We start from the raw sequence: 18,440 nt of genomic DNA on the forward strand, positions 1-18,440 counted from the left end.
GCCCGCGCCCAACCGGCGCCGCCGCCCGCGGCGGCGCCCCAAGCGCCGGGGCCGACCGCCGGCGAGCTGCACCAGATGGTGATGGCTTTGCCGCAGCTCCAGCCTGACGTTTTGGCGGACAAGGTATACAAGGAGCTGCAAAAGAAAATCAAGTTTGAATCCAGACGAAGAGGGTTTTAAGCGATGGCACTCAAAAAAGCGATGATCATCGTCCTGGGCAGCAAGCAGCAGACGATCGACGTCCTGTTCAATCCGAACGAATATTCTCTGGAATCGGGAAACAATTTTTCCTGGAAAACGATTCCCGGTCTGCAGACGCCTATTGCCCAGTTCATCAGCGGCGAGGCGACGACGCTGTCGATGGATCTGTTCTTCGATTCCTACGAGCAGGGCACCGACGTGCGCCGACATACCGCCAAGGTGGCCAAGCTGCTCGAGGTCGACAAGGACTTGCATGCGCCGCCGGCCTGCCGATTCGTCTGGGGCTCGCTCGACTTCAAGGGCGTGGTGGAAAAAGTTACTCAGAAATTCACGATGTTCCTCGATTCGGGCCTGCCGGTACGGGCGACGCTCAGCGTAACGTTCCGCGCCTTGCAAAGCATGAAGGAGCAGTATCAGAACATCCCGCGCCAGTCCGCCGACCGCACCAAGCAAAAAATGCTGGAGCAGGGCGACCAGCTCTGGATGATTGCGGGCGAGGAATACGAGGAGCCCGGCCAGTGGCGCGCGATTGCCGAAGCCAACGGCATTGACAACCCGCGTCTGGTCCGGACCGGACGCAAGCTGACGATTCCGAGGCTGGAGTAACGCGATGGCCAACGTCAAATTCGACAATACGTCCTACAAATTCGATACGCTCGAGGCCAAATACCGCAATTTTTTTGCGCCGGCCTTCGAGGTGCTGATCGACGGACGCAATCTGATCCGCGAGAGCGTGGCGATCTCCTCGCTTACGGTCGACACGACCGTCGAATCGAAGGCCGACTCCTTCCGCTTTAAGGTCGAGAACGCTTTTGATCCGGTGCGCCGCCAGTTCCAGTGGGTGGATTCGTTCCTGGCCGTCGGCAAGTATATCGAGATTCGCATGGGCTACACAGACAAGCTGGAGACCGTTTTTTACGGCGTCATTACCTCGGTCGCGCTCGATTACCCGGCCGACGGCAATCCGAATATTACCGTGAGCGGCATGGACATCTCGTTTTTGATGATGAAGGGCGTGCACTCCAATTCATGGAAAGAGAAAAAGGAGAGCGACGTCGTGCGTTCGATCGCCGCGAAGTACGGAGCCCGCATGAAAATCGACGACACGGCCGTCAAAAAGCCGATCATCGAGCAAAATCAAATGAACGATTTTCAGTTTGTGCATGCGCTCGCCGAAGCCAACCATTTTGATTTTTTTGTGGTCGGAAAAACGCTTTATTTTCGCAAGCCGAAAGCATCCAAAACCCCGGTCGTGACGCTGATGTACGGCAAAAATCTGGTCAGCTACCAGACGAATGTCGATATTTCGAATCAGGTGTCGCAAGTGGTAGTGCGCGGCTTTGACGTCAAAACGACCAAACCGATCGAAGCCAAATCGCGATCCGTCGACATCATCGGCACGAATTCGAAGACCGGCAAGGACATCATGCGCGCGCTGGCCGACTATACCGTCGAATACGTGTACACCAACTCGATCACGCAGCAGGAAGCGCAAGCGCTGGCCGACGCAATGCTGAACGAGCGGGCGATGGACCTGGTGACGGGCTCGGGCGAATCGATCGGGCTGCCGGAGATCCGGGCCGGGCGCTATATCAAGCTGGACGGGCTCGGCGCCAAGTTCAATCAGCCGATGTACCTGAACCAGGTGACGCACCAGATCGATTCTTCCGGCTACATGACGAGCTTCGAGGTGGGAGGCAATGCGATATGAATTTTAACTTGGACGGCATGGGCATGCAGCACCAGACGGGCGGAGCCGGTCAGCAAAAGATGTATGGCGTGCTGCTCGCTGTCGTCACTAACAACCAGGATCCCGAGAAGCTCGGGCGGGTCAAGCTCAAATACCCGATCCGGGAGATTGAGCAGGAGTCGGACTGGGCGCGCGTCATCACGTTCATGGGCGGCAAGGACCGCGGCGGCCTCTTCACGCCGGAGGTCGGCGACGAGGTGCTGGTTGCGTTCCATATGGGCGATTTCAACCAGCCGTACGTGATCGGCTCGCTCTGGAACGACACCGACAAGGCCCCGGCACCGGCCGAAAAAAACGACATTCGCAAAATTCGTTCCCGCTCCGGGCACGAGCTGATCTTCGGGGACAAAAGCGGCGACGAGCGGCTGACGGTCCAAACGAAGAAAGGGCATGTGCTGGAGATGACGGACAAGGACGGCAAGGTCAAGCTGTCCGATTCGACGGGCAACCATTCACTGCTCATCGAAGGCTCCGGCTCGGGAAAGGTGACGCTCGCCAGCTCGGGCACAAAAATTGAAATCACCGCCCAAGGCGACGTGTCGATTACCAGCAACAAGCAAATTACGCTGAAGTCGACCCAGCTCAAGCTGGAGGCGTCGGCCACAATGTCGCTGAAGGCGAGCGCCTCGCTCGATCTGAAATCTGACGGCATAATCAATATTAAAGGCAGCATGGTCAAAATCAATTGATACGCGGGCCCGCGGCAGGGGGAGGAGCACGATGGCGGCATCGTTTCTCGGAAAAGGCTGGAAATTTCCGATCGAGGTGGACCAAACGACCGGACGCATCAAAATGGCGGAGGACGAGGACGATATCGCGGAAGCGATTCGCATCATTTTGTGGACATCCAAGGGAGAGCGCGTCATGCGTCCGGAATTTGGATGCGGGGTGCGCAATTTCGTATTTGAATCGTCGGACGAAACGACGCTGCGTCTGATGGAGACCAACATCCAGGAAGCGATTCGGGTGTGGGAGCCGCGCGTCGAGGACGTCGAGGTGCACGCCGTACGGGACGAGCAGACGCTTGGCCGGCTTGAGATCAATATCCGCTATGTCGTGCGGTCGACCAACAATTTGTTCAATCAGGTCTATCCGTTCTATCTCCACGAAGGCACGAAGTAAAGGATGACGGAGCAGCGAAATGACGACTAAACCGATGCAGGGCCCGGCCTTGCAACCCCCATTGATCGACAATCGGAATCTGGCCGCGCTCATTGAGCAGATGAAGGAGATGGCCCCGTTTTACACGCCGGAATGGCGGTTTTCGCCGGAGGACCCGGATCCGGGGACGGCGCTGTTTTTTCTGGCTGCGGACATGCTCCAGGAGAACATCAAGCGGCTCAATCGGGCGCCGCTCAAAAACTTCATCGCTTTTTTGAATATGATCGAGGTGCAGCTGCAGGAGACGCGGCCGGCACTGGGATACGTGACATTCCGTCTGAACGAAGGCGTCTATGAGCCGGTATGGATCCCGGCGGGGACGCAGGTGACCGCCCAGGATGAAGACGGAGGGGAAGAGCTCATCTATGAAACGACGCAGCCGCTGCTCGTGACGCCTTCCTTGCTGACGGATCTGTACAATGTGAATCCCAAGCTCGACCGCATCATCCGATTGACCGGCGATTATCCCGCGCTGCAGGTGCTCGAGCCGCAGGCTCGGCTGCCGTTGTTCGACGTAACGGGGCCCAATCTGCAGGAGCATGTGCTGTACATTCGCCATGACGAGCTGTTGCATGCGACGCACCCGTCCGAGGTCCGTCTCGTATGGAGCAATACGCTGCAGCGCTACAAGCAGTCCGACCTGCTGCGGGCGCTGGCCGATACGGAGCTGCTGGAATGGGCATACCCATCGGGCGGCGAGTGGGTGGCCTTCGACCGGGTCGTGTCGGACAAGGGAGCCGTCCGTCTGGTCAAGACCCGAATCGCCGCGCTTGACGAGCTGGAGGTGTTTGGCGTCCCTGGCCGCTGGATCCGCTGCAGGCTGCGCGCCCCCGACGGCGCGGCGCCGCCGCTGCTCGAGCGCACGCTGGAGGCGGACAAGCTCGAGCTGGCGACCGATTTTTACCGCGTGGACGGGGTAGCGGGTATCGCGCCCGCGCTGATGTTCCACAATGACATCGAGCTGGACGCCGCCGGCTACCATCCATTCGGCGAGCACTTTGCGCCTTACTCCACCTTCTATATGGGCAGCGAGGAGGTGCTGGGCAAGCGCGGCAGCGAGCTCGAGCTAAGCTTCATGATGGTCGCCCATCTGAACCCGCTGCGCACCGCGCCCGATCCGGAGATCAACTGGCGCATGGTGATGCGCCGCCACGAGCTGGCCAAGAAGGACCCGCCGCGGGTGGGGATCCTCAAGGTGCAGTGGGAGTACTGGAACGGGGACGGCTGGATGCGCATCCCGGGCTCGCAGCCGTACGAGGAGCTGTTCAGCAATCCGCCGCTGCGCGAGGCGGCGCCGCAGACGGTTAAGCTCGTCGTGCCGCATGATCTGCAGCCGACGTATGTCAATGCCCAGCTCGGACATTGGCTGCGAGTGCGCGTGCTGACGATGGACCAGATCTATGCGCCGGAGATGATCTACGCCTCGCCGTGGCTGACGGAGCTGCGCTTGACCTATCGCTATCCGGAGGATCGGCTGTATGCGGCGCAGACCTTGACGACGCACAACAACATGGCATATCGCGATCGGACGCTTGAGGCCAGGCAAGGCGGCACGCTTTTCCGGCTCTTCGAGGGACTGGAGGCGCGCTCCCCCGCCGTATATGCGGGCTTTGACGCGCCACTGCGCAAAGGGCCGATCCGACTGCATGTGTCGCTGTATCCGGCGCCGCCCGCCGGGACCGACGCGCCCGTCGTCGAATGGGAATATTGGGGGCGCGACGCCAACGGGCAGCGCTGGCTGCCGCTCAAGACGGTCGATGCGACGGCGGGGATGACCGAGAGCGGTACGCTCCAATTTATCGGACCGCCGGACATGGTTGCGGGCCTTCATTTTGGACGGGAGCGCTACTGGCTGCGCGGCGTCAATCGGGACGACCGGTATGCGGACAGTACAGCTCCGTACCCCGTCGCGCGGCGGCTGGAGCTCAACGCGGTAGAAGTGCGCCAGCAGCGGAGCGTGCGCGGCGAGACGCCGGAGCGCGTGGCGGGCGCGTACGCCTTGTCAGCGGCGCCGGTCATCGACGCCGAAGTATGGATCGACGAGACCGGGCATCTGTCGGAGCACGAGGTGCTCCAGCGCCGCGAAGCGCTTCCGGAGGAGACCGAGCTCATCCACGATAGCGAGGGACTGGTGCAGCGTGTCTGGGTGCGGTGGCAGCGTGCCGACTCGTTCCTCGGATCGACGCCGTCCGACCGGCATTATATGCTGGACGGCGCGAGCGGGCTGATCCGATTCGGCGACGGCGTGCGCGGCCGGGAACTGCCGCACGAAGGACCGGATATCATCCGCGTGCATTACAGAGTAACTGCCGGGAGCAAGGGCAATGTCGCCGCCGGGCAGATTGACGGTTTGCAGCATTCGATCGCTTTTATCGCCGGAGTGAGCAACAGCGAGGCCGCGGTGGGCGGGTGCGATACGGAGCCGCTCGACTCGGCGCTGTTGCGCGGTCCGCAGCGGCTCAAGCATCGGGATCGGGCGGTGACCGCGGAGGATTTCGAATGGCTGGCGCGCGAAGCCTACGCAGATTTGGCCAAGGTGAAGTGTCTGCCCAACCTGAACGGCCTGATGCGGCGCGAGCTGGGCACGATGACGATGGTTGTGCTGCCGCGCGGCGGCGTCGGCGACAACTTGCTGTTTCCCGTCGTGAAGCGGCAGGTGGAGCGCCACCTGGTTGAGCGGATGGTGGGAGGCGCCGATCTGCCGGCTGCGGTCCAGGTGATCGAGCCGGCCTACCTGGAGGTGTCGGTCTCGGCCGTCGTCGCAGTCCGGACGATGGAGGAGGCGTTGCCGACCGAGCTGGAAATTCTGGAACACCTGGAGCGTTTTCTCGATCCGGAGCATGGCCATATGGACGGCCGGGGCTGGGAGATTGGCGAATCGGTGCATGCGACAGTCTTTCATTCGCTGCTCAAGTCGATTCACGCCGTACAATTTGTGGAGAAGCTGTATTTGAGCATTGCCAAAGTGGAGCACGGCACAGCCGAGGAAATCGATCCCCAGCGCCAACGGTTGTATCCGCACGGGCTGATCGTGAACGGCAAGCATACCATACATGTCAACGCGAGCGGCGCCCGATAACTTCATTTAGGAGGAGACCGCATGCTGCCATCCCCGAATTTGGATGATCGCGATTTTGAGCAGATTGTACGCGAAGCGCGCCGCGCCATTCCGAAGTGGCTGCCGGAATGGACGGACGAGAATATGCACGATCCGGGCATTACGATGCTGGAGATGTTCGCCTGGATCAGCGAGATGCAGCAATATTATATGAATCGCGTGCCGGCGGCGACGCAGCTAAAGTTTTTGAAGCTGCTCGGCTTCGCCCCGCAGCTCGGAAGCTCTGCCGGGGCGCTGGTGCAATTCGGCAACGTAAGCGAGCCGCTGGTGCTGCCTGCCGGGACCAAGCTCAAGGGGCAGGATCAGCTCTACGAGACGACGCTGCCGATTCGGTTGTCGCCGGTCGCACTGCAGCGCATCATCGTCCGAACCGAACAGGAAGCCAACGATTATACGTCGACAAATGAGAACGCGGGAGTCTCATACTACGCGTTCGGCAGCGATGCGCTCCAGGCAAGCCGCATGTATCTGGCGCTGGACCGTGAGCTCGCAGCAGGCGATCTGCTCACGATGGCCATCAAGCTGTTCGACGACGATCCGGTAGAGGCCGCTCCCGTGAAGGATCTGCATGCCCAGGTCGTGCCGTCCGCCCGGGTCTCTTGGAAGTATTACGGGGTCGGGACGGACGGCAAGACCGCCTGGCTGCCCGTCGAGGTGCTGACGGACGAGACCCTGCACATGGCGTATAGCGGCAAGCTGGCCCTGCGCGTCCCCGGCGAGATGCGGCCGGTCATGGTCCATCCCGCCAACGATCAAGGCCGCTACTGGATCTGCTGTACGGTGGAGGAAGCGGGCTACGAATGTCCGCCCCGCGTCGAGCAGATCACCTTCAACGCCGTGCAGGCGCTGCAGCGCGATACGCATAGCGCGCTCTGGTCATTCGACAGCAGCGGTGAAGGCCATCAAGCGGCGGCGCTGGATCACTACCTCTCCCGCTACGGCAAGCTGCGCGTTCAGGTGCGCGAGCAGAGCGGCCGCTGGCGGTATTGGCGCGAGGTAAGGACGCTGGACGACTGCGCGCCCCATGATCGCTGCTACACGGCACAGCCTGGCAGCGACGGCATGCGGATCGGCTTCGGCGACGGCGAGCACGGCGCGATTCCCGAGCGGGGCAGCGGCCAGATTCGATTGATCGCCCATCTGCCCGAGTTCGGGGACAGGCGGATGATCGGGCGCAGCAACGGTCTTCCCGGTCAATCGATTGCGGTCTATGACATTCCGCTGCAGTCCGGCCGCTTCAAGCTGCAGGTCGGGGTGCCGATCGGCAGCGAGCTGCTGTGGGAGGATTGGGAGCAGGTCAGTCACTTTGACGCCTCGGCACCGGAGGCGCGGCATTTCGTGTTCGATGCGCGGGCCAAGTCGATCCGGTTCGGCAACAACGAGCGCGGCGCCATTCCGTCGCAGCACGACGAACCGAATTTATGTCTGATCGCATGCGAATTCGGCGGCGGCGAACGCGGCAATGTCAAGCCCGGCTTGATTACGGCCTTTGTTCATCCGGAGCAGCACCGGCTCGGACTGAATGTCAACAATCCCTTTTTTGCGGCAGGCGGGACCGAGCCGGAGACACTGCAGGATTGTATCGCACGCGCCCAGCGCACCTTGACGGAGCCCTTCCGCGCGGTGACAGCCGAGGATGTCGAGCGCATCGTGCGGCAGACGCCCGGGCTCAAGGTCGCCAAGGTCAAGGCGCTGCCGATGTATACCGCCGGGATGCGCGAATATCCGAAGGAACGCGCGCCCGGACAGCTGACGGTTGCGGTCGTGCCGTTCGGTTACGCGGACACGCCGATGCCCAGCGCCGGCTTCATGCAGACCATCAAGCGGCATCTCGACGAGCGCCGCCTCATTACGACCGAGGTGCATGTGATCCCGCCGGAATATATACGGATATCGATTCATGCGACTGTGGTGGTCGAGCCTTATTTCGTCGACGAGGCGGCGAGCGTCAGACGGGCGCTGCGGCAGACGCTCAAGCCTCTGGACGGTCCTGCAGGGGCCGGCTGGAGCTTTGGCCGCACGGTTCATCGCGGCGATCTGCTCGGCATCGTCAGCCGCATCAAGGGCGTGGCATTTATCCAGGAGCTGTGGATCGAAGCCGAGGGCCGGGGCTGGACCAAGACGTCCGGCGGCGACATCATGCTCCCGCCCAATGGCCTCGTCCATTCGGGCGATCACGAAATCGAGCTGATGAGCCGCACTGACATGTAGCGCCCGGGGCTTGCGTGACGCACGGTGCACGTATCCCGGCCAGGTGGGCCAATAGGAGAGGAGGCGGCGGTTTTTGGAGCAGGAGATTCAATTTTTTTCGCGCAATCGTCCCTCCGACTGGGAGGCGGGCGCAGCTTCCAATCTCGAATGGGCCGAGGGCGGTCTGCGCATCTGCCAGACGCAGAAGTATGGCATCGCGCGCACCGTGCGCCTGACGGAGCTCGAAGGCGTAGGCGAGGTGGCGGCTTTTGCAATCGGCCGCTACGGCCGCATCTATTTGCTCGACGATGCCGGCAACCTGTGGTTGTACGACCAGGAGAACCGCTATCACGAGCTGCTTTTTCCGCCCGGGCACCAATTGTTCGGCAGCTACGCGATGATGGCCGTCGGCGACGAGGCGGTCTATATCGCCGATCCGGACAGCGTAACGCCGGTCGCGGCCTATTCGCTGAGCAACGGCCAGACGTATTGGAGCCGGGACGAAGCGGAGGAGGGCCAACCGCTTCATCCGCTGGCGCTGAGCGCCGATGCCGAGGCGCTGTACGTCGTCACGGCCGTCGATGTCGAGGACGGGGCGGACGGGGAGACGATCGTGCCGGCAGGGGGACGGTTCGGGATTCTGCGAATCGGCCTTCGCGGCGGCCGTTCGCAGCTGTTCCTCGATGAGAAGTGGATCAATAAAGAGCCGGCCAAGCTGCGTCATATGCGGCATCGTTTTTTTACGGCAGTCCGTACGGGCGGAGCGGTGTATGCCTTTGATGGGCACACCCACATTTTGTACGCTTTTGCGTCAGATGGCGAGCTGCAGTCTCGGATCTACCTGCCGGCGCTGCAGTTCGCGGGACTCGCGGTCGACGCTGCCGGCCAGCTCTACATCGGGGATTCGCGGATCATCGAGGAGGAGGGGGAGGACGACCGCTTCGTCCTGAATCTCGGTACGACCGGCGAGCAGATTGCCAAGGTGGCGGGTTTTCGCGGCAAGGCCGATCAGTTGCAGATCGACGCCAAGGACCGCATGTACATACTTAACGGCGAGCAGCGCACCATCACGATGCTCGAAATGCAGCCGCGCACGATGGAACGCCTGGAGACCGGGAGCATGGAAGGGGTACATCTGACGCGCGCCTTTGACAGCACCGAGGCGGAGACCGTGTGGCACAAGGTGTCGCTGCTGGCCCGCATTCCGGAGGAAACGCAGCTCAAAATCAGCTACTTCAGCTCGGACCGCGACAGCCTGATGGTCGATGGCGCCTATATGCATATCGATTCCTACCTGCTCGATCCGGATATCGCCGTAACGGACAAGGCTCGAGCGCTGGCACCTTATTGGTCCGCGCCGATCATCAATCCGAAGGATGCGCTGCTGGCGGATGCGAAGGGACGTTACTTGTGGCTCAAGATCGAATGGATCGGCAGCGAGCGAAAAACGCCGCTGCTGCAGCGACTGAGGGTCCATTATCCACGCGCCTCTCTGCTCACGTATTTGCCTGCCTTGTATCAGGAAGACCCGCAAAGCCGGCAGTTCCTGGAGCGCTTCCTGTCGCTCTTCGGCACTTTGTTCATGAGCGTCGAGGATCGGATCGCCGAGCTGCCGCGCATCTTCGACAGCGATCTGGCGGAGGGGGACCTGCTGCGCTGGCTCGGCACCTGGGTCGGCATCGAGGTGGACGAGCATTGGACGGAGTCGCAGATTCGCCGCTTCCTCCGCGATGCGCCCGAGCTGTACCGCTACCGCGGCACGCGCCGCGGCATCGCGAAGATGGTCGAGATCTACACGGGCGAGCCGCCGTTCATCGTCGAATTTTTCGAATACCGTCAGATGCGGGAGATGAGCGAGCTGCGCGAGATGACAGATTCGCTATACGGCAGCCACTCCTGCAGCTTTACGGTGCTGGTCAAGCCGGAGCACGTGCCGACGGACAAGCACCGGCAGATGCTGCAGCGGATGCTCGATCAGCACAAGCCGGCTTTTACCGAAGCCCGTCTCATTCTGCTCGAGCCCTGGATGTATCTGGACATGCATACGTATATGGGAGTCAACACGCAGCTTACCGAGCCGTCGCTGCTGACGCTGGACCCGCGCAACTCGATACCGAACAGCACGCTGCTGATCGACGTGGACCGCGATCGGCGCATGGATACCCATACGCGTCTGGAGCTGGATTCCGAGATGGAGTAGGACGTCAATTTACACATTGGGGAGTGTGAAGGATGAAGAAGTCTAGGTACTATCCGTTCGAGCGCAACCGTTACTTTTACGGCAAGCTGCTGACGGTGCGGGATTTCGAATCGGAGCAGAAGTATTTCAACGACAAGCGGCGGCTGCTCAATCGGCTGCTGTACGGGGCGGGCATCGTCTCCGGGATGCAGGTCGTCGCCGTGGACGACAAGTCCGTCTCGGTGGAGATGGGCGTGGCAATGGACTACGCCGGACGGGAGATCGTCATCCCCTCGCCGGTCACGCTCAAGCTGTCGATGCTGGAGGGCTTCACGAACAACGAATACAAAAAGAACGTCTACCTCTGCGTGGCGTATGACGAAAAGGGCAAGGAGCCGGTGCATTCCATTGCGAATACGACGATCCGGTCGGAGGAAGTGAGCGAATACAATCGCGTGCTGGAGAGCTACCGGTTGTTCGTGCGCGAGGAGGCGCCCGACCCGGCGGCGTACGAGCAGATCCAGCTCACGGAGAGCATCGCCACGATCTATCAGGACGCGAACATCCGCATCTATCAGCGCATGCCCAAGTATGTCAATCCGGAGCAAATCTTCGAGGTGACGCTGGTGGTCGAAAAAACGCTGCAGACGCCGAAAATCGCCTTTGAATGCCGGTATACCTGCGACGGCTTCACCGCTGTAGGCGACGGGGGCGACACATCGATCGCCTTCGCCGAGCCGGGCGACGGCCAGGAGACGGAATACACGATGACCTATGCGCTGAAGGCGGCCAATCGACCGGACACGACGGCCCTGCTGCGTGTGCTGCGCGAGACGGCGAAGCTGACGGTCGGCGACCAGCGCATCGCGATCGACACGCATCCGGAGCATCGCGTCGAAATTATCCAGGGTTCGATCATGGATCGCATCAGCGCCGATTATTTCGATCGCTCGCTGGATCAGTCGCTGGACAGCTCCAGGCAGCAGGGAATCTGCCTGGCGAAGATCAGCCTGCTGCAGATGGGGCCGACCTATATCATCGACAAGGTCGATCGCGTTCCGTTCGGCGAATACATCTACAACGCGACGATGCTGCAGATGAACGCGCGCAAGGGCGGCGAGGCGCTGCATCATTTCTACGCCAATGCGGACGCCTATGGCTTGCCGTTCGACCGCGAGCCCGAGCTGAAGGTCGACTACAACCCCGAGCACAATGAATTCAAATTCCAGCTCGGTGTGCCAAAGCCGCAGATGGTCAATGACGAAATCGCCACCGGCTCCTATACGTTTTCGCGCGACCCAGGCGCCAAAACGGGCTTTTTCACGCGCGGTCCGCGCAATCTCGTGTCCGACGAGATCGAGCATCAGCTCGGAAGCGGCCAGATCTACATCATGGTCGGGCTGGAGGAGAGCGATCCGAGCGTCGCCTCCGACCTGCTGCGCTCCAATGAGCTCGTCTATTACGGGGCGTCGGAGGTATTTCGCGGCAGTCCGTTCGAGGCAAGCCTGCCCAGCGTGACCTTCGGCACGGTCGTATACCCGGCCAAGGGCTCCTTCCGGATCGGCATGCGCCTGAATCAGGACACCGACGCGGAGACGATCAAGGTGCGCTGGTGGGCGTTCAAAAAGCTGATCGATGCCGAAGCGCACACGCTCGCAGCCTCCGAAGCCGAGCAGGCCGAATTGGAGGCCGCTGCCGATAAGGGCAAGCGCAGGCGCGAGGCCGACGAGTAACACACCAGCATTAAAACGATGCGTCGATTGCCGTCCTCGGGCGGCATGTCAATTCATAAATAAGAGCCGTTTGCTCGGGACGCCGGTCGTGACCGGGTTTTGAACAAACGGCTTCTTTTATGCAAGTTGAGCGACCAACTGGCATCAGCGTGGGGGGAGCGCGTCGCTGCCGATCATACCGAGTCGCACCGGCGTATTGTCGGCGCTGTACGTAAAGGTGAAGTAGGCACTGTCGTCTTCGGCGGTGAAGACGGCCATCGTCCGTCCGCCGCCAAGCGGCGCACGCGAGCTCGGCAGACCGGCTGCGGCGAAGCGCTCCAGCAGCGTCGTCATGACCAGCCGGTTCCAGGTGTTGGCCTCGGTGACGTAATACTCCTCCGGATTGATCGGGTCCGGCGTCAGCACGAAGGAAAATTGGATCGAGCCGTACGTGTAGGTCACCGGCTGCGGCGAGGCGGCGCCTTCCTGGTCGCTCTCGCCGTTGACGCCGTCGCCCGAGCCGTCCAATGCCCCCGAGCCCGGGCCTTCCACTGCAGTCAGAATGGTGACCGCGCCTTTGCGTGCGGCGCGCGGGAGCGCGCTCGCGGAGGAGAAGGGCGGACCGGCATAGCCTTCGCCGCTATTAGGCGCGGGCGTCTGCTCCGTCGCTTCGTCCGTGTCCGAAGCATCGCTCGAGGGCTCGCCGCTCCCGGCATTGCCGCTCGAAGGGATATCGGATTCGCCGCCATCGGCGTCGCCGACGCCAGATGGTCCTCCGCTTGAGGAATCGGCCGAGTCACTGCTGTCATCCCCTGGACTTGCCGGCTGCTGCGCATCATTCGTCCCGCCGTCCGCCGCGTCCTCGCCGCCGCTCTCTGCGGCCCCTGCGTCGTCCTGGCCAGCCCCATCGGTCGTGCCCGCCTCGGACGAGCCGCCATCGTCGGTCTCCGGCGCCGGTTCGTCGTCCGCTGCGGCCGGGTCCTCCTGCGCCGGCGCTTCGACGTCAGGCTCTTCCTCCACCGGCAGATCCTCTTCGATCGGCGCTTCTTCCTCGGCTTGGGCTGGCGGGTCGGGATCGCCCAGCAGCAGCTTCAGATCGGTCAGGGTCAATCCGACGAAGTCCTCCGCATGCATCAGGCCCTCGCGGAAAAAGCCCTTGTAGCGCGGATTCCCCTGCGCGTCAAGCAAGGTGCCGAAGCCGTCGTAGACGCCGTCTGCGAAGCTGCCGTTGTAGACGACGTTGCCGCTCTCGTCGTAGGCTTCGCCCTGCCCGCTCGGCACCCCTTCGGCAAAATTGCCGACGTATTGCTTGATTCCGGCTTCGTTCATCAGCGTGCCCGTCCCGTGATACTTGCCGAGCCGGAATTCACCCTCGTACTTGGGCAAGCCGTTCGTCATGTATTCGATGCCGGCGCCGGTCAGGCTGCCGTTTTTGAAGCTGCCTTCGTATTGCACGCTGCCGTCCGGCAAATAGAGCTTGCCTTCCCCCTCATAACGTCCGCTCTGCCAGCCGCCTTCGTAGCGCACCGCGCCGGTCTCGTCGTACGATTTGCCTTGGCCGCCGTACACGCCGGTCTCGAAGGCGCCGGCGTAGAGCATGCGGCCGTCCTCGGCATAGGCTGTGCCGGAGCCTTGCGGCAGTCCGGCCGCGAACTGACCGGTGTAGCTGGGCTGTCCGTTCGGATAATACAGCGTGCCCTCGCCGCTGTACTGATCGGCGGCGAAGCCGCCCTTGTACAGCAGCGCGCCCTGCGCGTCGTAGAGCTCGCCCGTGCCGGCTTTCATGCCCTTGTCGAAATCGCCCTGATAGATCAGCGTTCCCGCTTCGTCGTAGAGCTTGCCGGCGCCTTGATAGAGGCCGTCCTTGACGGGGCCCCGATACAGCAGACGTCCGCCGCTGGTGATGCGCGCGCTTCCGCTGAAGGCGGATAGCTTGCTGCTGGCGGCCTCGATGGTGGTCGGCCGCGCCAGCAAATTATTGAGCATCTTCGGGGGGCGAATGAAGCCGAAATAGACGACGACCAGACCGATCAGGAGCACAATGACGATTAACCGTTTGGCAACATAGACGCGGCCGAACGGAATATAATTTTTAATGGAATTTTCCTTTGGGTTAAGCAGACTGCGCACGAATCCGACAAGGAAACGCATGACCAGCTTGGGCAGCATTTTGGCCTTGCGGAGCGGCACCATGACCATCTTCTTGATCGGCTTGACGAATGGTTTAATGAAGCGCTCGATCATCAGGGCACCTGAATCGTCATCTGGCCGGCCATCGAGAACTGAATGACGCCGCCCCAGCTGCACATGCACTTGGAGGAATTGTTGAGGGCGGGCATATTGCCCACCAGCACCGTCGGTGACCCGGGCGCCCATGGCGCGACGGTGACGGGAATGCACGGCATCGGCGTGAAGACGCCGAGCTTGGCCGCGGTCGCGGCCGCGACCTGCGGGTTGGACATCGAATTGCACATGCCGAAGGGCATGATGTTGACCATCGGCTTGCTGTCCATGATATTGGCGATCGGTGTCGCCGTCATGACCCGGTTAACGGGCAGAACATTGAGCGTACTGGGGGCGGCGCCGAATGAACAGGTCATCATCGCGCCTTGGCATACCAATTGACCCATAAAATATCCCCTCTGAATATGTGGTGATCTCGCTAGATTCATAGTACTATATTCATATCCTTCCAGCAATAACCGATGTCAACAATTGTCGCAGCACTGTGCGGAATTGCGTGTAATGTTGCGTAAAATGGTGTAGTATGGAAGAAGAAACGGACAAAAGAACGCAGAATCGGTCAAGGCAGGACTGAAAGGTGGAGCGAGGGCGGCAATGCAAAGCGCAAAAACGAAGCTGTTATTTGTGCTGCTGATCGCAGTGGCGATCGGAGCGGGGTATTATTCGGTGCAAATGAGAGACGTGTTGACGCGGTCTCCGCTCAGCGGCGGAGAGCCGCTGGTCAATCTCTCGGCGACAACCGTCGACGGGGAAGGCAATACCTATGTCGTCGCCCAATCCAAGCAAGAGGTATACAGCATCCGCCCCGATGGCACGCTGCGGTACCGGATCGGGCATGAGCCGGACGACTCCGGCAACCAGATGATTTTTACGGATGTCGCCGCGGACCGCGAAGGGCGGCTCTATGTGCTGAATACAGTGCTCGATCCGTATGGGCTGTACGTGCTGTCGGAGCATATTTTGCGCTATGATGCGAGCGGCGTCTTCGACCGGCAGCTGTTTGAATGGAAGGGCGACGGCCAGAGCAAGCGGATCGGCCAGGTGCGGGCGCTGACCGTTGCCGACAGCCGGCTCAGCTTTTTCATTAGCGAGGCGGAGTCGGTCAGTCTGAAGCTGATCGATTTGCGCACCGGGACGATCGAACAGCCTTACATATTTGATTTGCCCGCCGACCGCTACGTCTCCGAGCTATACGGCCGGGAGCCAGGCGAGCTCTATTACACGACGAAGCGAGGCGCGATCTACGAGGTGGACGTCCAGGGCGAGAGCCGGCTGATCTACCCGCTGGACGGCAGCGACGAGATGCGCAAAAAATTCCCTGAGCGCCCGCATGCCGACGCCGCCGGGAACATGTACGTGGTCGACCGCTCGCAGAATGCGATCGTGCGGCTGGCGCCGGGAGCGTCTTCCACTGAGCTAGTCGTGACGAACGAGGCGCTCGCCGAGGCCGCTCCGGATGCGGAGAGCTACGACATTCAGGACTTCACGCTCGTGCAGGGCGGATTGCAGGTGGTGCTGCCGGACCGGGTGCTGACCTTCGACGGGGCAGGCGAGGTAGCCGCCTCGGTGACCGAGGCGGCGTACGACGGGGCGCGCATGACGCAGCGCGCGCTCGTCTGGGCGGCTCTGGTCGCCGGCGTGGCGGCGCTCTTGGCGCTGGTCGGGATGTTCCATGTTCATGTAATGCAGAGGCGCACGTCTTTTTTCCTCAAGCAGAGCGCGGCGTTCATCCCGTTGATCGTGATCTCGATGGCGCTGCTGTCCAATACGATCTACAACAGCTTCACTGACCGGCTGGAGGAGGAGATGAAGCGCGAGCTGTCGGTGCTGGCCCAGAGCGGCAAGCATATTATCGAGGGCGACCGGCTCGAGCGGCTGACCTCGCCCAATGATTATATGAACGAAGACTACCAGGCGATCAAGTCGCGCATGAGCTTTTTGTTCGAGGGCGATTCCGATCGGCGCGGACTGTACAGCACGCTGTACAAGTACGACGACGGCAAGCTGTACATCATTGCCGACGACGACGACAGCGTCAATATGTTCAAGCCCTTCCCCGTTAATGAGGAGAATCTGCTCGTCGTCGAGCAAGGACGCGTCATTGCCGGGAGCTGGACGGACAGCACCGGGGAATGGACCTATGCGATCGCGCCGGTCACCAACAGCGCGGGCGAGGTCGTCGGCATCTACGAGACCGGCCGCGACATGAATGTGCTGGCGCGCGACAATCAGAAGATCATGCTGAGCATTATTCGGAACATCGTGCTCATGACGGCGGCGATCCTGCTCGTCTTTTTGATTACGACCTACTTCATGATGGCCTCGCTGCGCAAGCTGCGCAAGAGCGTGATGGACATTGCCAACGGCAACTGGGACGCAGAGGTCAAGATCCGGACGCGGGACGAGGTCGCCGACCTGAGCGAGCAATTCAATCTGATGGTGCGCCACATTCGCCAGTACATCAAGGACATCACGGCCTTCAGCGAGGCGTCTTACCGCTTCGTGCCGCAGCAGTTTTTCAAGTATCTCGGCAAACGCGGCATCCTCGACATCCATCTCGGCGATCAGGTGCAGCGCAATATGGTGTTGATGGTGACGAAAATCCGCGCCTTCGAGCTCATGTCCAAGCGGCTCACGCCAAAGGAGAACTTCAACTTCATGAACGCCTTCCTGAGCCGCTTCGGCCCGATCGTCCGTCAGGAGGAAGGACTGATCAGCAGCTACATGGGCGCGGGCTTCATGTCGCTCTACCCGCGCAATTCGGAGGACGCGGTGCAGGCGGCAATTCGCATTCGCAAGGAGCTCGCGGCGTACAACGAGCACCGCGCCCGCGACGGCTATCAGCCGGTCGACATCGGCGTGGCCATACACAAGGGCCCGCTCATGCTCGGGATCGTCGGCGAGGAGACGCGGATGGAGGGCAATGTTATCTCCGACGATGTCAACCTGACCGCGATGCTCGAGGAGATGTCGGCGAATCTGGGCGTATCCGTATTGGTCACGCGGACGGTCATGGATGCGATGCGCGAGCCCGAGCGCTTCCAATTCCGCACGCTCGGACGCATTCGCGTGGAGGGCAAGGGAGAGGCAATGGAGCTATATGACGTGTACGAGGGCGACGACGAATCGATCCGCGCGGCCAAGCACAAGACCAAGCCGCTGTTCGAGCAAGGCATCTCGCTCTATCAGCAGGGCCGCTTCTTCGACGCGCGCGAAGCCTTCATCGAGGTCATCAAGCGCAATCGCCAGGATCAGGCGGCCAAGCTCTACTTCTACCTCTGCGACGAATACTATCAGCGCGGCACATCGGCGGACTGGAACGGCACGCTGGCGGTTTCCTAGACCATGAGCGACAAGGAGCGTAAGAGACGATGAAAAAAACGGCGTACCGGATCAAGCGGCTGACAGAGGAAGCGGAGGCGGCGCGCGTTGTCGATTTTTTTCTCTCCGACGCTTCCTTCGACGATACCCGGCACACCCCGGGCGAGCTGGTTCATTTTCGCACCAATCCCTTTAAGGCGCTGCAAGGCGAATACTGCTTCTGGATTGCGCAGAACGAGCAGGGCGATATTGTCGGCGTGAACAGCCTGCTGCCCAACGAGCAGCAGACGGGCGGCTATTACTGGGATTATGTCGTGGTTCATCGCGCCTGTCGGCAATCCGGCATCGCCGCGGGACTGATCGACGAGATGCTGGCCTTTTTGCAAAAGGCCCGGGCCCGCTATGTCATTACCTATACATGCGATCTGGAGGCGTACGATCCGATTCGCAAGCTGTTCGAGCGGCGCGGCTTCGTGCAGATCGGACGTTGTCCCGATTATTATTTTGACGGCGAGGACCGCTTGATCTATTACCTCAAACTTACAGAGTCTGGAGTCTGACGCT

13 protein-coding genes are annotated in these 18,440 nt (G+C 61.3%); 11 read left to right on the plus strand and 2 right to left on the minus strand.

The genetic code is table 11. The features are described 5' to 3' along the window. From IDH44_RS22020 to IDH44_RS22060, 9 genes are all read left to right on the plus strand, one after another. On the plus strand, positions 1 to 180 hold a 180-nt coding region (locus IDH44_RS22020; protein ID WP_223869936.1), incomplete at its 5' end, for a hypothetical protein. A 3-nt stretch (positions 181 to 183) separates the two neighbouring features. Then, complete coding sequence (locus IDH44_RS22025) at positions 184 to 807, plus strand: CIS tube protein (RefSeq protein WP_190920987.1); 624 nt, start codon at positions 184 to 186, stop codon at positions 805 to 807. Between the two features lie 4 nt (positions 808 to 811). Further along, the gene (locus IDH44_RS22030) at positions 812 to 1,912 is read left to right on the plus strand and encodes a phage late control D family protein (RefSeq protein ID WP_190920988.1); all 1,101 of its coding nucleotides are present in this window, start codon (positions 812 to 814) and stop codon (positions 1,910 to 1,912) included. After that, complete coding sequence (locus tag IDH44_RS22035) at positions 1,909 to 2,640, plus strand: phage baseplate assembly protein V (RefSeq protein ID WP_223869937.1); 732 nt, start codon at positions 1,909 to 1,911, stop codon at positions 2,638 to 2,640. The genes IDH44_RS22030 and IDH44_RS22035 overlap by 4 nt, the downstream gene beginning before the upstream one ends. 31 nt (positions 2,641 to 2,671) lie before the next feature. Next, the gene (locus IDH44_RS22040; protein WP_190920989.1) at positions 2,672 to 3,073 is read left to right on the plus strand and encodes a GPW/gp25 family protein; all 402 of its coding nucleotides are present in this window, start codon (positions 2,672 to 2,674) and stop codon (positions 3,071 to 3,073) included. Positions 3,074 to 3,092: 19 nt separating this feature from the next. After that, positions 3,093 to 6,191: a putative baseplate assembly protein gene (locus IDH44_RS22045; RefSeq protein WP_190920990.1), complete on the plus strand. Its 3,099-nt coding sequence runs from the start codon at positions 3,093 to 3,095 to the stop codon at positions 6,189 to 6,191. Between the two features lie 21 nt (positions 6,192 to 6,212). Further along, positions 6,213 to 8,441 carry a putative baseplate assembly protein gene (locus IDH44_RS22050; protein ID WP_190920991.1) on the plus strand — a complete coding sequence of 743 codons (2,229 nt, stop codon included), beginning with the start codon at positions 6,213 to 6,215 and terminating at the stop codon, positions 8,439 to 8,441. A 73-nt stretch (positions 8,442 to 8,514) separates the two neighbouring features. Further along, a complete protein-coding gene (locus IDH44_RS22055) occupies positions 8,515 to 10,620 on the plus strand; it encodes a phage tail protein (protein WP_190920992.1) in 2,106 nt (701 codons plus the stop codon). A 32-nt stretch (positions 10,621 to 10,652) separates the two neighbouring features. Next, positions 10,653 to 12,332, plus strand: coding sequence for a hypothetical protein (locus IDH44_RS22060; protein WP_190920993.1), 1,680 nt, complete (start codon positions 10,653 to 10,655; stop codon positions 12,330 to 12,332). A gap of 144 nt (positions 12,333 to 12,476) precedes the next feature. Here IDH44_RS22060 and IDH44_RS22065 read toward each other — a convergent pair whose 3' ends face one another. Both IDH44_RS22065 and IDH44_RS22070 read right to left on the minus strand, forming a co-directional pair. Beyond that, complete coding sequence (locus IDH44_RS22065) at positions 12,477 to 14,555, minus strand: hypothetical protein (RefSeq protein WP_190920994.1); 2,079 nt, start codon at positions 14,553 to 14,555, stop codon at positions 12,477 to 12,479. Continuing rightward, positions 14,555 to 14,941 carry a DUF4280 domain-containing protein gene (locus IDH44_RS22070; protein ID WP_190920995.1) on the minus strand — a complete coding sequence of 129 codons (387 nt, stop codon included), beginning with the start codon at positions 14,939 to 14,941 and terminating at the stop codon, positions 14,555 to 14,557. Before IDH44_RS22070 ends, IDH44_RS22065 begins: the two co-directional genes overlap by 1 nt. Positions 14,942 to 15,149: 208 nt before the next feature. Here IDH44_RS22070 and IDH44_RS22075 point away from each other — a divergent pair, with 208 nt between their 5' ends. Both IDH44_RS22075 and IDH44_RS22080 read left to right on the plus strand, forming a co-directional pair. Continuing rightward, positions 15,150 to 17,897 carry an adenylate/guanylate cyclase domain-containing protein gene (locus tag IDH44_RS22075; protein ID WP_190920996.1) on the plus strand — a complete coding sequence of 916 codons (2,748 nt, stop codon included), beginning with the start codon at positions 15,150 to 15,152 and terminating at the stop codon, positions 17,895 to 17,897. A gap of 29 nt (positions 17,898 to 17,926) precedes the next feature. Further along, positions 17,927 to 18,436, plus strand: a complete 510-nt coding sequence (locus IDH44_RS22080) for a GNAT family N-acetyltransferase (RefSeq protein WP_190920997.1) — start codon at positions 17,927 to 17,929, stop codon at positions 18,434 to 18,436. The last annotated feature ends 4 nt before the right edge of the window (positions 18,437 to 18,440 follow it).

Origin of the sequence: Paenibacillus sabuli (assembly GCF_014705605.1) — a bacterium.
Classification (GTDB): domain Bacteria; phylum Bacillota; class Bacilli; order Paenibacillales; family Paenibacillaceae; genus Paenibacillus_D; species Paenibacillus_D sabuli.

Excerpts from the sequence above, each read along its gene's own strand:
- IDH44_RS22070 (WP_190920995.1), bottom strand. The coding sequence starts at position 14,941 with ATGGGTCAATTGGTATGCCAAGGCGCGATGATGACCTGTTCATTCGGC.
- IDH44_RS22040 (WP_190920989.1), top strand. The coding sequence starts at position 2,672 with ATGGCGGCATCGTTTCTCGGAAAAGGCTGGAAATTTCCGATCGAGGTG.
- IDH44_RS22075 (WP_190920996.1), top strand. The coding sequence starts at position 15,150 with ATGCAAAGCGCAAAAACGAAGCTGTTATTTGTGCTGCTGATCGCAGTG.
- IDH44_RS22030 (WP_190920988.1), top strand. The coding sequence starts at position 812 with ATGGCCAACGTCAAATTCGACAATACGTCCTACAAATTCGATACGCTC.
- IDH44_RS22060 (WP_190920993.1), top strand. The coding sequence starts at position 10,653 with ATGAAGAAGTCTAGGTACTATCCGTTCGAGCGCAACCGTTACTTTTAC.
- IDH44_RS22065 (WP_190920994.1), bottom strand. The coding sequence starts at position 14,555 with ATGATCGAGCGCTTCATTAAACCATTCGTCAAGCCGATCAAGAAGATG.
- IDH44_RS22025 (WP_190920987.1), top strand. The coding sequence starts at position 184 with ATGGCACTCAAAAAAGCGATGATCATCGTCCTGGGCAGCAAGCAGCAG.
- IDH44_RS22080 (WP_190920997.1), top strand. The coding sequence starts at position 17,927 with ATGAAAAAAACGGCGTACCGGATCAAGCGGCTGACAGAGGAAGCGGAG.
- IDH44_RS22045 (WP_190920990.1), top strand. The coding sequence starts at position 3,093 with ATGACGACTAAACCGATGCAGGGCCCGGCCTTGCAACCCCCATTGATC.
- IDH44_RS22035 (WP_223869937.1), top strand. The coding sequence starts at position 1,909 with ATGAATTTTAACTTGGACGGCATGGGCATGCAGCACCAGACGGGCGGA.
- IDH44_RS22050 (WP_190920991.1), top strand. The coding sequence starts at position 6,213 with ATGCTGCCATCCCCGAATTTGGATGATCGCGATTTTGAGCAGATTGTA.